This window comes from Snodgrassella sp. CFCC 13594 (assembly GCF_001590725.1).
In the GTDB taxonomy this organism is placed as follows: domain Bacteria; phylum Pseudomonadota; class Gammaproteobacteria; order Burkholderiales; family Neisseriaceae; genus Snodgrassella.
The window spans coordinates 1-14,077 of record NZ_LQXR01000003.1; the positions used below are offsets into that span (position 1 = coordinate 1).

At 47.5% G+C, this 14,077-nt stretch carries 10 protein-coding genes and 3 pseudogenes; 3 read left to right on the top strand and 10 right to left on the bottom strand.

Going from position 1 to position 14,077, the window contains the following annotated elements; all coding sequences use genetic code 11:
* The 4 genes from A2F46_RS03045 to nrdR form a co-directional block, all read right to left on the bottom strand.
* Window positions 1-325 (bottom strand): hypothetical protein (locus tag A2F46_RS03045; RefSeq protein ID WP_231867690.1); only part of this gene is annotated, 325 nt, incomplete at its 3' end.
* A 38-nt stretch (window positions 326-363) separates the two neighbouring features.
* A complete protein-coding gene (locus A2F46_RS03050) occupies window positions 364-1,170 on the bottom strand; it encodes an ESPR domain-containing protein (RefSeq protein ID WP_066566498.1) in 807 nt (268 codons plus the stop codon).
* 535 nt (window positions 1,171-1,705) lie between these two features.
* A complete protein-coding gene (locus A2F46_RS03055) occupies window positions 1,706-2,299 on the bottom strand; it encodes a hypothetical protein (RefSeq protein ID WP_066566501.1) in 594 nt (197 codons plus the stop codon).
* A 134-nt stretch (window positions 2,300-2,433) separates the two neighbouring features.
* Entirely contained in the window at window positions 2,434-2,886 is a 453-nt protein-coding gene (nrdR, locus tag A2F46_RS03060) for a transcriptional regulator NrdR (protein ID WP_066566512.1), read from the bottom strand.
* A 662-nt stretch (window positions 2,887-3,548) separates the two neighbouring features.
* Here nrdR and putA point away from each other — a divergent pair.
* Complete coding sequence (gene putA / locus A2F46_RS03065) at window positions 3,549-7,145, top strand: bifunctional proline dehydrogenase/L-glutamate gamma-semialdehyde dehydrogenase PutA (protein ID WP_066566514.1); 3,597 nt, start codon at window positions 3,549-3,551, stop codon at window positions 7,143-7,145.
* 182 nt (window positions 7,146-7,327) lie between these two features.
* Here the strand turns inward: putA and cysM are convergent, their stop codons facing one another.
* From cysM to A2F46_RS03095, 6 genes and pseudogenes are all read right to left on the bottom strand, one after another.
* Window positions 7,328-8,254: a cysteine synthase CysM gene (gene cysM / locus A2F46_RS03070; RefSeq protein WP_066566516.1), complete on the bottom strand. Its 927-nt coding sequence runs from the start codon at window positions 8,252-8,254 to the stop codon at window positions 7,328-7,330.
* Between the two features lie 105 nt (window positions 8,255-8,359).
* Window positions 8,360-8,811, bottom strand: a pseudogene (gene mscL, locus A2F46_RS03075) (large conductance mechanosensitive channel protein MscL).
* A 128-nt stretch (window positions 8,812-8,939) separates the two neighbouring features.
* Window positions 8,940-9,727: pseudogene (fabI, locus tag A2F46_RS03080) on the bottom strand (enoyl-ACP reductase FabI).
* 150 nt (window positions 9,728-9,877) lie between these two features.
* Window positions 9,878-10,831, bottom strand: coding sequence for a thioredoxin-disulfide reductase (gene trxB, locus A2F46_RS03085; RefSeq protein WP_066566518.1), 954 nt, complete (start codon window positions 10,829-10,831; stop codon window positions 9,878-9,880).
* Window positions 10,832-10,971: 140 nt separating this feature from the next.
* Window positions 10,972-11,148: pseudogene (locus A2F46_RS12885) on the bottom strand (zinc-finger domain-containing protein); the annotation flags it as partial.
* 72 nt (window positions 11,149-11,220) lie between these two features.
* Window positions 11,221-12,150 carry a branched-chain amino acid transaminase gene (locus A2F46_RS03095; protein WP_066566523.1) on the bottom strand — a complete coding sequence of 310 codons (930 nt, stop codon included), beginning with the start codon at window positions 12,148-12,150 and terminating at the stop codon, window positions 11,221-11,223.
* 389 nt (window positions 12,151-12,539) lie between these two features.
* On the opposite strand from A2F46_RS03095, the gene A2F46_RS03105 reads away from it, so the two are divergent.
* On the top strand, window positions 12,540-12,887 hold the full coding sequence (locus A2F46_RS03105) for a lipopolysaccharide assembly protein LapA domain-containing protein (protein ID WP_082783560.1): 348 nt from the start codon (window positions 12,540-12,542) through the stop codon (window positions 12,885-12,887).
* A 2-nt stretch (window positions 12,888-12,889) separates the two neighbouring features.
* On the top strand, window positions 12,890-14,074 hold the full coding sequence (gene lapB, locus A2F46_RS03110) for a lipopolysaccharide assembly protein LapB (protein ID WP_066566531.1): 1,185 nt from the start codon (window positions 12,890-12,892) through the stop codon (window positions 14,072-14,074).
* Window positions 14,075-14,077 lie beyond the last annotated feature (3 nt).

Consider the following 14,077-nt stretch of genomic DNA (forward strand, 5'->3'; position numbering starts at 1 on the left):
ATGCGCTTGTCCCTGTCATGGTGCCCGCGTTGTTGATGGTGCCAATAGTGCCTTGGTTGTTTAACCCATTCGTGCCGCCGGTGATGCTGCCAGTTTGCGTATTAGTGAGGGTTGTCAGTGTTGGTGTATAGCCTAATGTGCTGGTTAATTTAATCGGGCTCAGGTTAATACCATTGGTGCCACCAGAAATGGTACCAGCATTGTCAATATGGGCATTACCTACTTTATAGGTTAAAACATCGATGCCATTTTCTAGGCCATCAATTACGCCAGTGCTGGTATTTTTAACATAAACTTCTTTGGCTAACGGAACCATTAATGCCACGGCCGCAGAGTGTCCGCTGTAATATGAGCTGGCGTCAATTATGCCTGTGTTTTTGTGATTGTGCCGCTGTTTTCAATACCCACGATATTGCCGCTTGAGTATTGGTAAGAATCAGGGTCTCTGACTGTGTAAGTGTAACTTCCACTCACGGCGAAATCCATAACTATGACCCCAAAAGCAGACTGCGAGCTAATAGTGCCATGGTTGAGCACATATTGGTCTACAGGACTGTCATCTGCTTCAATCGCCACCGCCGCCGATAAATTGGTATTGGAATTTTGGGTATTGGTGCTATTGGTATAAGACACTGTACCATTATTGGTAATCGTCATAGAGGGATGACTATCTGGGGTAATCCAAGATGCCACCACATTGGTGCCATTGCCGTTGGTTGTATAGTAGCCGGTGTGCATCAACAATAGCCCTTTGGTTAAACCGGAACCCGTAACCGAGGCACCACTGTTTACATTAATCTGCATATTCGTCGCCGCCGTAGCATTGCTCCAGCGCAGCACTTGAGATGTGTCTTGAGAAATGGTATTGGTAAAATAGTTGCCAGTAATATTATAACCATAGCCAGCTGGCGAGCCATTAATGGCAGTGGTTGTGGTGGTGCCGTTACATGTAATCACGCCATTTTGGGCATAAGAGCTGTTTGTATTTATGCCATTACTGGATACGCAAGCAGCAAATGCAGGGTTGATCAACATCAAGCCACCAAATGACATGAGTGCCATTGCTGCTGTTAACAAAGGCGATTTGGTTTTATTGGTTTTTCCTAACTCAGAGCATACGGTCCATGTGCCTGTGTATGGTTGCCAGATGAGTTTATATATTTTATTCATTTTGTATCCTTAATAATGGCTTAAAAAATAAGACCACTTTAATAATAATCATTTATTTTTAATGGCTTATTTATTGTTACCAAAGCGCGGATTCTTTCTATTGAAGGCTGCTGTTTAACGAGTGTTTGGCCAAAAATATGTTCTAAACGCACCAGATTGGTGCCGTAAGGTTATTTATTTTAATGTGAATGCAATGAGCATAGCCAATACGGTTCGAATTAAATGCTTATTAGGATAAGAAATCAAGTATTTATGATTGGCTGGGTTGAATTGGTTAAAGGGTGTTGCGTTTGGGTATCAATACCACTCAAGTGATCATAAACAATAATCAACCTAGGTTATTCAGGCAGCCTATTGTCTATGCAGGATGCGTGGGAAATGGATGTCAGGCATTCATGCTGTATATGATTGCCTTGATACATTGAATACACAAAGACGAAACGATCGCATTACTGTGATCGCTGTCTGATCTACTGACGTCGATGTTTATTTTAGAGGCACTCTAGTGCGCAGTTGTGACTGATTGAAATGAGCTTTAACTTTTCACTGAAATATTTTTTAATGTATTCGATAATTGTTCGTCGCTCGCGGAATCACTGCTGGCGCACACGACATACAAATTATTGGCGCCATACAAGGCCACACAATTTTCATTTAAACTACGCTCATTGCTGCTGTGACTAAATCGGTAGTTCATGCGGTTGTCTGTGGCCATGCCTACTTTGACATTATTCAGATCACCATTGGCTTTGAGTGAAGATGATAATTTTTTGAAATAGTCATCCGCTTTTAATTTTGGAGCCCCTAAGCTGTTCACCGACAGCGTGATGTTATTGCTGTCGTCGCGTTGTAACAGCGTGAGGTTGGTGCTTTCGTCTTTGGTAACCCAATTGGCTGCATCACTGCTTTGGTCTGTAAATTGACCCTGATTGACCACAATGCTCACATTGCCATCTGTACTCGTGAGTGTTTGAGACACAGGCGCCGAATTAGTCGGGCTACTGGTGCTACTGGCGGATGCTGCTTCACTCGCGCTGAGTGATACGGAAGTGTCATTTTTGTCAGAGCAGGCAGCAAGAGAAAGTGCCATCATGCCAATTAAAATGCAACCATTTGCAGTTAGTTTCATGGATATATCCAAGTGAATTTTTATTTCAAATAAGTATAGCAAATTAGCATCAGTAGCACAGCAGTGGCTGATGTGGTAAAGGGTGCGGATTGGGTGGAATCATCATTTTATAAATAAGTTGTCAGCAGGCTTTGTTATTTTTTATTTAATGCGGCAATGACTTGGGTAAATTCAGAGACGTCATGAAAACTTTTGTAAACAGAAGCAAAGCGTACATAAGCGACTTCATCCAAATGTGCCAACTCGGCCAAAATAATATCACCAATGATTTGACTGGGTATTTCTTTGACACCCAAATGATATAAACGGGTTTCTATGGTGGCCACAGTTTCTTCTATGGTCTCACTGTCTATGGGTCGCTTGTGCAGTGCACGGCTTAAACTGGTATAGAGCTTGGCTGGATCAAATAAGGCTTTCTCACCGGTGCGTTTGATGATGAGTGGCATACGCATTTCTACGGTTTCCAATGTACTGAAACGGCGATCACATGCCAGGCAGCGGCGGCGACGGCGAATGCTGTTGTTTTCCTCACTTAGACGGGTATCAATAACCTGTGTGTTGGTGTGTTGGCAAAAAGGGCATTTCATGGTTTCAACCTGAAGCGAAAATCAGCTTGAATTGTGTCTGTAATACCGTTAATCAGCAAGTGCCATCTACATGTGGTTGCGAGGACATGTCGCTATGGCAACTATGTTGCTTGAATCAACGCAGATATAAAATTGACCAAGCGGTGGATGGTGCGGCGGATAAGTTGTGGAAAAAAGAGATGGGTCTTTGATTTCAGATAAGAAATAGTTCATGTTGATAATGGGGGGTAGTGCATAGGGTTATCGACATGGGTTGTGTGCGTTCCTGCTGACAGATTGGGGATAACTGGTTTAACAGCTTGTGTTGTTGTGAAAAAATACCATTGCCTATATTTTAAGCAGTAATTTAGGGATTGTGCGCTTGTGGTATAGGATTTGTTTGAAGACTATTCACTTTATAGATTGTACTGCCATTCAGCGTATAGTTTGGCGGAGAAGATGTGGATAACAGCGTTAACATATTGATGGGGAAGTTTTATTTGTGCTTGATTAAATTATAATCACATTTTCCTTAAGGCTTGATTTACATTCGGTTTTTGACATCGTAGCCCACTGCAAAATCACCTATAATCTGCTTCATTGTTCATGCCCATTATTTTGGTTCAGGCAGCCTTCAGGTTATGGCCTATTGGCTGTTTTATTTTGCCCATTGAGGAGTATTTATGTTTGCTTTTGCCCGTCAACAAACAGCGTTGCGTGATGCTATTACGCATGCCTATCGTCGTGATGAAGGCGAGGCTGTGGCCGACATGCTGCAACGTGCACAATTGTCGGCACTGGAAAAAGAAGAAGCGGCCAAACTGGCGCGACGGTTGGTAACGCAAGTGCGCCAAAACCGCAGTAAGGCTTCTGGTGTGGATGCTTTGATGCATGAATTTTCTTTATCCAGCGAAGAAGGCGTGGCGTTGATGTGCTTGGCCGAAGCCTTATTGCGCATACCCGACAAAGCCACGCGTAATAAATTGATTCAGGATAAATTGTCTGGTGGTAATTGGAAGAAGCATTTGAATCACAGCCCGTCATTGTTTGTGAATGCGGCGGCATGGGGGCTGCTGATCACGGGCAAACTCACGCGCCAAACCAATGAGCAGAATTTGAGTGCGGCTTTGACGCGCATGCTCGGTAAAGGCGGGGAACCGCTGATACGAAAAGGTGTGGATTATGCTATGCGTTTGTTGGGCAAGCAGTTTGTGACGGGCCAAACCATTGAAGAAGCGTTGCAAAATGGTGCTGAACGCGAAAAAATGGGCTATCGCTTTTCATTTGATATGCTGGGCGAAGCGGCAATGACTGATGCTGATGCCGAACGCTATTACCAAGACTATGTGAATGCCATTCATGCCATTGGCAAGCAGAGCGCTGGCCGCGGCGTGTACGATGGCAATGGCATTTCAGTTAAATTATCCGCCATTCATCCGCGTTACAGCCGTGCTCAGCATGCGCGTGTGATGAGTGAGTTGTTGCCACGCTTAAAGTCTTTGTTTTTGCTTGCCAAGCAATACGACATTGGTTTGAACATTGATGCGGAAGAGGCCAATCGCTTGGAATTGTCGTTGGACTTGATGGAAGCCATCGTGGGTGATCCAGATTTGAAAGGATTTAATGGCATTGGCTTTGTGGTTCAGGGGTATCAAAAACGGTGTCCCTTTGTGATTGATTTTTTGATCGATTTGGCGCGCCGGCATGGTCAGCGTCTGATGATTCGTCAGGTAAAAGGCGCCTATTGGGACAGCGAAGTGAAATGGGCGCAAGTGGATGGCATGGATGGTTATCCTGTGTACACCCGCAAAGCGCATACGGATGTGTCGTATCTGGCATGCGCCCGAAAATTGTTGGCGGCACAAGATGCGGTGTTCCCTCAGTTTGCCACGCATAATGCCTATACTTTGGCTGCTATTTATCAAATGGGCGCAGGCAAAGAGTTTGAATTTCAGTGTTTGCATGGCATGGGTGAGACGCTGTATGACCAAGTGGTGGGTGAGAAAAATCTGGGTCGACGGGTGCGCATTTATGCACCGGTGGGCACGCACGAAACCTTGTTGGCGTATTTGGTACGCCGTTTATTGGAAAATGGTGCCAATTCGTCTTTTGTGAACCAAATCGTGGATGAAAATGTCAGCATTGATGACTTGGTGCAGTGTCCGTTAGACGTGGCAGAAAGCTACCATGGTCAGATGCATGCTGCGCTACCTTTACCACGAAAATTGTATGGCACAGAGCGCGACAATTCAGCCGGTGTGGATTTGAGCAATGAATTGGTGTTGCAGCAATTGCAAATTGATTTAAACCAAGCGGCTGAACAACCTTTTCAGGCAACCTCTTTATTGGCTGTGGATGAACAGACGGATGTGGTTCATCAGGTTATCAATCCGGCAGATTGTCAAGATGTGGTGGGCACAGCCAGATTCAGTATAGTAAGCGTGGTGCCTGCTGTAGTGGCGGCGGCAGTGGCAGCGCAGTCTGAATGGGCGGAACAGCCTGCTGCACTGCGCGCAGACTGTTTGCGCCGCTTTGCTGATGCCATGGAAGCCAATCAGGCAACGTTGATGATGCTGGCCGTGCGTGAGGCGGGCAAAACCTTAGCCAATGCAGTGGCGGAAGTACGCGAGGCTGTGGATTTTTGCCGTTATTATGCCTACCAAGCGGAAACCGGATTGCCTGAAGATGCACAGGCTGTGGGCACCTTAGTAACCATCAGCCCTTGGAATTTTCCATTGGCGATTTTTGTGGGCCAAACCGTGGCTGCATTGGTGAGTGGGAATACGGTGATTGCCAAACCCGCAGAACAAACCAGTTTGATTGCGCATTATGCCGTTAGTCTGTTGCATCAAGCGGGCGTGCCTCAAGGTGCATTACAGCTGATTTTGGGTGCGGGCGATGTGGGTGCCGCGCTCACTGCAGATGACCGAATTAATGGTGTATTGTTTACTGGCTCAACTGATGTGGCGCGCCGCATCAATCAAAATCTGGCGCGCCGCGAAGACAATCCCGTATTGATCGCGGAAACAGGCGGTCAAAATGCCATGATTGTCGACAGCACGGCTCTGGCTGAGCAAGTATGTGCTGACGTATTGCAGTCGGCGTTTGATTCGGCAGGCCAGCGGTGCTCGGCTTTGCGTGTGTTGTGTGTGCAGGATGACATTGCCGATACGATGTTGGCCATGATCAAAGGTGCCATGGACGAATTACGGGTAGGGAATCCACAGCTACTGCATACCGATATTGGCCCTGTGATTGACGTTGATGCGCAAAATCAGTTGCAGCAACACATTGATCATATGAAATCGGCAGCACGTGATGTCCATGAAATTGCTTTGGCACCAGAAGCGGATGGTACTTTTATTCAACCGGTGTTGTTTGAGCTCAATGATTTGAGTGAATTGAAACGCGAAGTATTTGGCCCCGTTTTGCACGTGGTTCGTTATGCGGCGGACCAGCTGGATGAAGTTATTGATCAAATCAATAGTAAAGGCTATGCGTTAACACACGGTATCCACAGTCGCATTGATGGAACGGTGGCACATATTTGTGCACGCATTGAGGCTGGTAATGTATATGTAAACCGCAATATCGTGGGCGCAGTAGTGGGTGTGCAGCCTTTTGGTGGGCATGCCTTGTCTGGTACTGGCCCAAAAGCGGGTGGACCGTTTTATTTGCAGCGTCTGGTCAAAACGGCTGCTTGGCGTATGCCGCCGATTACGCATAAACCGCAAGCTGATGAGGCTGCGCTGACGCGATTGGCCGCTGTGGTAGCGCAAATGGGTTTGGCGCATGATGATGAATTGGCTATTCAGGCCGTTGCGCGGTCGGCACAAGTTCGACAGCTGCGTGAAGCCGAAGCAGTATTGGATGGCCCTACTGGTGAGCGCAATACTTTGCATTGGCATGCGGCCAAACGGATATGGTTGTTTGGCGGCGATTTGGTGCAGTCTTTGGTGGCATTGACGCAATTGGTGGCTTCAGGCAGCCGTGCTGTGGTGGGCACTGAGCACCCCCTGGCCTTATGGCGCGATCATTTGGGCGATTGGTTGGTGGTAGCGGCAGCACCACAGGATCAAGCCATTAGCCAAGTGCTGTGTTTGATGCCATTACCCTTGGCGCTCAAGCAACATTTGGCCGAGAGTAACGGCCCAATTGTGCGGGTATATGCGGCATCTGAGGGTGTAGACACATTGCGGTTGTTTGAAGAAGTCAGTGTGAGTGTGAATACCACTGCTGCGGGCGGCAATGCCAGTTTGATGGCGATGTCTGAACGTTAAACAGTGGTTTATACCCACCTCAAGGCTGCCTGAATGTTCAGGCAGCCTTTTTTACATTTACATTGAGTCGATCAGATTCAGTCGTGGTTATTGGACACCTTTTCAGGCAGCCTTTGCTATTGCACTAATGACAACGCCTGATTGGCTGTGCGTTTTTGGGTATGAAGGTCGTGTATTGAATCTTAATCACTTATGGAAAATAAGCCGGTAGAGAGATAGCGGTCACCCCGATCACACACAATACACGCAATCACGGCATGAGGATGTTGTTCTGCTAAGCGCAAAGAAGCCCAAACGGCGCCACCAGAAGAGACGCCTGCGCTAATCCCTTCTTGCCGGGCTAGGGCGCGCATAGTTTGTTCTGCTGCCAATTGTGGAATATCAATGATGCGGTCTACGCGGCTGGCCTCGTAAATTTTAGGTAGGTATGCACTGGGCCAGCGGCGAATGCCGGCAATACTGGCGCCTTCGGCTGGCTGGAGGCCCACAATCTCAATGGCAGGATTTTGTTCTTTTAAATAGCGAGATACGCCCATGATGGTGCCGGTGGTGCCCATAGCGCTGACAAAATGGGTAATGCGCCCACCAGTTTGTTGCCATATCTCTGGCCCAGTGGTGTGGTAATGGGCATCCGGGTTGTCGGGATTAGCGAATTGATCCAAAACCAAACCTTTGCTTTCGGCTTGCATGCGTTGAGCCAAGTCCCGGGCGCCTTCCATGCCTTGTTCCGGGGTAACTTCAATCAGCTTTGCGCCATACGCCAACATAGCATCTTTGCGTTCCTGACTCATGTTGTTGGGCATGATGAGGGTCATTTGATAACCGCGCATGGCTGCTACCATGGCCAGTCCGATGCCAGTATTGCCGCTGGTGGCTTCAATCAATGTGTCGCCGGGGTGTATTTGGCCCCGTTTCTCGGCTTGCACAATCATATGGTAAGCAGGGCGGTCTTTCACGGAGCCTGCTGGATTGTTACCTTCCAATTTGGCCAATACCGTGGCTTGCGTGTGGGCGGCTAAGCGTTGCAGTCGTACCAAAGGGGTGTGGCCAACACATGCATCCAATTGATATGTAGCTGAGTTAAAATTCATATCGAAAGATGGGGTCATGCTTTATTCTCCTTGTGACATGCGCATGATTAATAATGCGATTCAAATTCAGCAAGAAAAGGCTGCCTGAATGGGTTTCAGGCAGCCTGTGCAAACTGGGACAAATTAGGATAATTCAGCAGTGCAATGAGGGCAGCGCTTGGCTTTGAGTGGGATTTCTGTGCAGCATTCTGGGCATTCTTTGGTGTCCGGGTCAGCAGCTTTGGGTTCACTCTGTAATTTACTCAGCAGTTTCACCACCATAAAAATGGCAAAGCCACAATAATCAAGCTAATCACGGTGTTGATAAACAAACCAATGTTCATGGTGACAGCACCAGCAGCTTTAGCCGAGGCCAGTGTACCGTAAGGACCGGCGGCTTTGGCCCCTTCTTTGAGGGTGATGAACAAGTTGGAGAAATCCACGCCGCCAATCAGCAAGCCTATGGGTGGCATAATCACATCATCCACTAAGGATTTGACCATGCCTGTAAATGCTGTGCCGACAACCATACCCACGGCCAAATCGACCACGTTGCCGCGCAATAAAAAGGCTTTAAAATCGCTCAATAAGCTCATCGTTTTATCCTCTTGATAAAGGTTTAGGCACCACATGAATCATGGCGTGTGTTAATGAATGTTTATGATACGCTCAGTGACACATCGTGCCAAATACAGTGGTAAGCCACCAAACAATTAACCGCTTATTATTCCTCGGCTACGCCCAAAGCATTGATACTGTAGCCGCCATCGACATAAGTAATCTCACCGGTGATGCCGGAAGCCAGATCAGACAACAAGAATGCAGCTGTATTGCCTACTTCATCAATGCTGATATTGCGGCCAATGGGGTTTTGGGCAGCCACATGAGCCAGTAATTTGCCGAAATTGGCAATGCCAGAGGCTGCTAAGGTTTTAATTGGACCAGCCGATATGCCATTACAGCGAATACCTTCCTTACCCAAGCAGGCCGCAGTAAAGCGAATGCCGGCTTCTAGGCTGGCTTTGGCCATGCCCATTACGTTGTAATTTGGTATGGCCCGCACGGCGCCAGGTAGGTGAGGGCTAAAATAGCACTGTTGTGACCCGTCATGAGTGGGCGAGCTGCTTTGGCCAGTGCCGGCAAACTGTAGGCTGATACTTCATGTGCCGTCATGAATGCTTCGCGGTTAATGCTGTCGAGAAAATCGCCGTGCAAGGCTTCTTTGGGTGCAAACGCAATGGCATGCACCAATCCATCTAGTTGCGGCCAATGCTGACCCAAATCTACAAAAACCTGATTAATTTCGTCGTCGTTTTGCACGTCACAGCGGAACACCAAATCAGAGCCCAATTCTCCCGCCATTTTACGTACGCGCTCTTCTAATTTGTCCACCACATAGGTAAATGCCAATTCTGCACCTTGCTCTTTACATGCTTTGGCGATGCCATAAGCGATTGAGCGTTCGGAAATCATGCCGGTGATGAGGATTTTTTTGCCTTGCAAAAAGCCCATGTTATTGTCCTTAGAGTGGTTTTGCGTTCACACGAAGCGTGCATTATAACCAAGATTATATACACCGACCAGAATGGGTGCTGGTAACCGCAACAAAGCCTCGATAAACGAGGCTTTGATATTGCACCCATGAAGGTGAATCAGCTTGGATTAGCTTAAATGATCCAAGTAGCGCTCTGCATCCAAGGCAGCTTGGCAGCCTGAACCGGCGCTGGTGATGGCTTGGCGGTAGATGTGGTCTTTGACATCACCGGCAGCCCATACACCATCAATATTGGTGGCGCCGACATTACCATCGTTGCCGCCTTGAGTGATCAAATAGCCGGTGGCATCCATGTCCAACTGGCCTTTGAAAATATCGGTGTTGGGCTTGTGGCCAATGGCAATAAACACGCCGGCCACAGCGATGTCTTCTTTTTTGCCATCTTGGTAAGCCAAGCGGGCACCATTCACACCTTTATCATCACCCAAAATTTCGTCCAATTGGGCATTCAATTTGAGGATGATTTTGCCTTCTTCTACCCGTTTCATTAATTTATCCACCATGATTTTTTCGGCACGGAACACTTCGCGACGGTGAATCACAGTGACGGTTTTGGCGATGTTGGCCAAATACAATGCTTCTTCAACCGCTGTATTACCGCCACCAACCACTGCCACATCTTGGTTTTTATAAAAGAAGCCGTCGCATGTGGCGCAGGCAGAAACACCTTTGCCGGCAAAGGTTTCTTCACTCGGCAATCCTAAGTATTTGGCAGAGGCGCCTGTGGCAATAATCAAAGCATCGCAGGTATAAGTACCCATGTCGCCGCTCAAAGTGAAAGGGCGATTGTGTAAATCCACCTGATTGATTTGGTCGAACACCATTTCGGTGCCAAATCGCTCGGCATGAGCCAAGAATCGAGCCATCAAATCTGGGCCTTGCACGCCATCGGCGTCAGCAGGCCAATTATCCACTTCAGTCGTGGTCATCAACTGGCCGCCTTGGGCCATGCCAGTAATTAAAGTGGGTTGCAAATTGGCGCGTGCGGCGTACACGGCGGCGGTATAACCGGCAGGACCAGAGCCCAGAATAATCAGTTTGCTGTGTTTTACGTCACTCATATTGATTCCTTAAAAATGGGTTTATAAATTCGATGCCGACTACTTTGCCAGAGTGTGCCTATGAACGCCAATTGGCTTTTATAATGTATTGATAGCCAAATTTGATGTGTTTGTCTGTGGCCATTAATGATGGCTGTCGCTTCGCCATTTAAGTGATAAATGGTGCCACAATAAGGGCATTCAATATCACTATTGGATTGGATCGGCAAAAACACGCGGGGATGGCCGTTCCAAGTTTCATGTTTGGGGCCTGAACAATGTAGGGGTAAGTCGTGAGGGGTGATGCTGATTACCGGATTGGTGTGGTCTTGGCTCATGTTATATTCCTTGAGTATCAAACGCGAAACAGGCTGCCTGAACGTTTCAGGCAGCCTGTTGATATTAACGCATTAGTCAATATAAGTTAACCAGTTCTCGTATTTGAGGTTCTCACCGCGCACAATATCGAAATAACGCTGCTGGATTTCGGTGGTGATAGGGCCTCGTGCACCACAGCCAATTTCTCGACCATCGACTTCGCGAATGGGGGTGACTTCGGCGGCGGTACCGGAGAAGAAAATTTCATCTGCGGTGTAGAGCTCATCGCGCGTGATGCGTTTTTCTTCCACAGACAAGCCCATGTCACCGGCAATGGCAATAACGCTGCGGCGGGTGATGCCATCTAATGCTGCATCCAAAGCAGGGGTGTAGAGCTTGCCATCGCGCACCATGAATACATTTTCGCCAGAACCTTCGGCAACAAAGCCATGTGCATCCAACATAATGGCTTCATCATAGCCATTGCGTGTGGCTTCGGTGTTGGCCATGATGGAATTCATGTAGTTGCCGTTGGCCTTGGCTTTAATCATGGTGATGTTGGGGTGATGGCGCGTGAATGAGCTAATTTGAACGCGAATGCCACGAGCCATGCCTTCTTCGCCTAAATAAGCACCCCAAGGCCAAGCGGCTACAATCACTTGAACATCATCCTGATCGGGGGCAACGCCCAATTTATTGGCGCCATAAAACGCCATTGGGCGGAAGTAACAGGAAGCCAATTGATTGGCCTTCACAACTTCAATATGTGCCTGATTAATCTGTTCTTTACTAAAAGGCAGATGCATGCCAGTAATTTTGGCGGAGTTAAACAAGCGGTTGGTATGGTCTTGCAAACGAAAAATGGCAGTGCCATTTTTGGCTTCATAGGCGCGGACGCCTTCAAATACACCCATGCCATAATGTAAGGTGTGGGTTAATACATGGGTGGTGGCATCGCGCCAGTCAACCAGTTTGCCGTTGTACCAGATAAAGCCATCGCGGTCGGCCATTGACATAATCATATCTCCAAATGAATTGATGCAAACAACAAGTCGCACCCTTGAAACGGGATCGCCGCCAGAACAGCAACCTATTGTTTTCAATCTTGCCCAGCAGGGCGCGCCGCTTGGTCTTATTTTTAGCCGGTTGGATGGCGCCCAATTATTCACTTATTATACACTCAGTCGAGTGCCACGCCAGTGGCTGCAGAAAGCTTGCTACCGTAACCATGGGGACGATTACTTGCATGCGGTAAACTCATTGGCGAATGACCCTCCCGTTCGGGATAAGGTATCGCAAGCAGCCTAAATCGTTTACACTTGTGGCCGTTATTTATTTGCGTTGCGGTTCGAGTTTGGCCTTGTTGTTGCTGGATTTCGATCGGAATGCTGTTTTATCTTTAAGGGCCGTTATGAAAATTATCTACACCTTAATCAAAATCATTATCTTGCTGGCTTTTATTTTGTTGGCTGTCAGCAATACACAAACCATCGCTTTTAATTATTTACCTGGTCAAGCATGGGATCTGCCACTGATTGCGCTCTTGCTGCTGTTTTTTGTGGTGGGTGCTGTATTTGGGGTATTGGCGATGTTTGGCCGTTTGCTGACGTTGAGAAATGAAGTGAACCGGTTGCGTGCTGAAGTGAAGAAAACGGCCAAAAATATACCTGTTCAAACTGTGGACAATAATGCCGATGTGGTGGCTGTCAAACATGCAGCGCCTGCTGCAGAACTGCACCCGGGTATCAATAAAGGCTGAATATGGACAGCAGTGATTTTTGGTTGTGGTTGGCACCGGTTTTCTTGTTGCCGGTTTTCTTTGCCATGGGTTGGTTTGCAGCACGCGTGGATATGCGCGCAGTATTAAAACAAGCCAAGGCAGTACCGGTTGGTTTTTATAAAAGTTTGGATGCATTGGTATCGCGCAATAGTGGTTCGGCAGTGCGGGCATTGGCCGAGGTGGTCGATCAGCAAAATGATGCCCAACAAAGTACTTATGAGTTGCATCTGACTTTAGGAAAACTCTATCGTCAGCGGGGAGAAAATGATAAAGCCATTGCGCTGCATCAAAAATTATTAACGTCGCCGGATGTAGTGGGTGAGCGCCATGATGAGGTTTCTTTTGAGCTGGGCCAGGATTTTCAGGCAGCAGGTTTAGTGGATCGCGCTGAGCAAATTTTTGTGGGCTTGGCTCAGAGCAGCAAAGGCAAGCCGGCTCGTGAAATTTTGTTGAATATTTATCAACAAGATCGCGACTGGGAAAAAGCCATTGCCTTGGCACAAGAGCTGAGCTTTGGTGATCAAACATATCAATTTGAAATTGCCCAATTTTATTGTGAATTGGCGCAAGCAGCTTTGTATCAGTCTGATTTTGATAAAGCCAAAGCGGATGCGCACCAAGCTTTGGCGGTGAACCGAAAGTGCACCCGCGCCAATATGATTTTGGGTGAGACGGCGTTGAAACAGCAGGATTTTCAGGCAGCCGTTGAATCATTTGGCGCCATCGAAAAACAAAATCACGAATATTTAAGCATGGTGGGTGAGCGTTTGTACGATGCTTATGATGGCTTGGGTAAGGCTCGAGAAGGCTTGGCGGTTTTGGTGGGCTATGTGCAGACATTTCCACAATTGGATTTACTCAACGTTATTTATGAAAAATCGCTTGTTTTGGATGGGGAACAGCAGGCCGCTGAGACAATCACTGATTTGGTGCGCCGAAAACCTGATTTGGCTGGGGTTTATCGCTTGCTTGGGGTGCAAATTAGTGAGTTAAATCCAGCTTGGCGCAGCGATGTCGATATGATGCGCGCAGTCATTGGGCGGCAAATGCAAAAATCATACATGTACCGTTGCCGACATTGTCATTTTAAGTCGCAGGTGTTTTTCTGGCATTGTCCTGCGTGTAATAAATGGGAAACGTTTACACCCAATCGCATTGAGGTATGACAA